Origin of the sequence: Micromonospora sp. CPCC 205561 (assembly GCF_036906775.1) — a bacterium.
Lineage (GTDB): Bacteria > Actinomycetota > Actinomycetes > Mycobacteriales > Micromonosporaceae > Micromonospora.
Genome location: NZ_JBAKHV010000118.1, coordinates 1 through 1332 on the forward strand (window position 1 = coordinate 1; position 1332 = coordinate 1332).

The 1332-nt window shown below is 73.0% G+C and carries 1 protein-coding gene; it reads left to right on the forward strand.

Translation table 11 applies throughout. The features are described 5' to 3' along the window. Positions 1-122 precede the first annotated feature (122 nt). Positions 123-1118, forward strand: coding sequence for an alpha/beta hydrolase (locus V6V16_RS27685; protein ID WP_334566880.1), 996 nt, complete (start codon positions 123-125; stop codon positions 1116-1118). The last annotated feature ends 214 nt before the right edge of the window (positions 1119-1332 follow it).

Genomic DNA, 1332 nt, shown 5'->3' on the forward strand with positions numbered 1-1332 from the left:
ACCTTCCACCCCACCACCAAATGGCACGACTACTTCGGCCTCAACGGCGAAACCACCCTCTGACCCCGTCGAAGGGTCACCGACCCGTGACGGCGCGACCGACACGTCCCGATGGAGGACCAATGGAGAACATCCCCGCCCCCCGCCGGCCCTTCAGCCGCCGGCGGCTCCTGACCGGCGCGGCGGGAGTCGCCGCGACCGGGGCCTTCGCCGGCGCGCTCGTCGCGCCGTCGGCGGCGAGTGCCGCCGTCGACGGGCACGGCCTGCGCATCGTCGACCGCAACGAGAACGGCGGCCGCCTGCAGTACTACCGCTTCGCCACCGACGCCATCCAGTGGGACCCGGCCGTCAACGTCCTGCTCCCCGACGGCTACCACACCAGCGGCAGGCGCTACCCGGTGCTGTACCTGCTGCACGGCGGCAACGCGGACTTCCGCACCTTCCACATGCAGGACAACATCATCAACCTGACCGCCGGCAGGGAGATCATCGTCGTCATGCCGGACGCCTCGACCGGCTGGTACTCCAACCCCGTACACAGCAACACCGGGCCCCGCAACTGGGAGACGTTCCACATCGCCCAGCTGCTGCCCTGGATCGAGCAGAACTTCCGGACCTTCCCGGAGTACAACGGCCGCGCGATCGCCGGCTTCTCGATGGGCGGCTTCGGCGCGCTGAAGTACGCCGCGAAGTACTACGGACACTTCTGCTCGGTCAGCTCCCACTCCGGCCCGGCCAGCCTGCGCCGCGACTTCGGTCTCGTCGTCCACTGGGCCAACGTCACCTCCGCCGCCCTCGACCTCGGCGGCGGCACCGTCTACGGCGCGCCCCTGTGGGACGAGGCCCGGGTCAACGCCGACAACCCCGTCCAGCGCATCGGCAGCTACCACAACAAGCGGATCTTCCTCGCCGCCGGCACCTCACCCGACCCGATCAACTGGTTCGACACCGTGAACGAGACCCAGGTGCTCGCCGGCCAGCGCGAGTTCCGGGCCGCGCTCGGCCGGGCGGGCATCCCGCACGAGTGGCGAGAGGTGCCCGGCGGCCACTACTTCCGCCACGAACTCTTCGTCCAGGATCTCAACGGGATGCTCGGCCGGCTGCGCCGGGCCGGCTGACCCACCCCCGGCACCACCCACCCCGGCACCACCCACCGCCGCCGCGCCGGGACCCCCGGCGCGGCGGCGGATCCCTGCCCGCCGCCGCCCACCGCCCGGCGGCGGCTCCCGGCCGCCCCGCCCACCCGGGCGGTGGGGGGCGCCCCGCCGCCCTCCCGCGGGCGACGGGGCCGTCCTTCCCTCCCCCCCTCGCCCCGCCGGCGCCGACCCCAAT

Coding starts and splice junctions, on each gene's coding strand:
- V6V16_RS27685 (WP_334566880.1), top strand. CDS start 123: ATGGAGAACATCCCCGCCCCCCGCCGGCCCTTCAGCCGCCGGCGGCTC.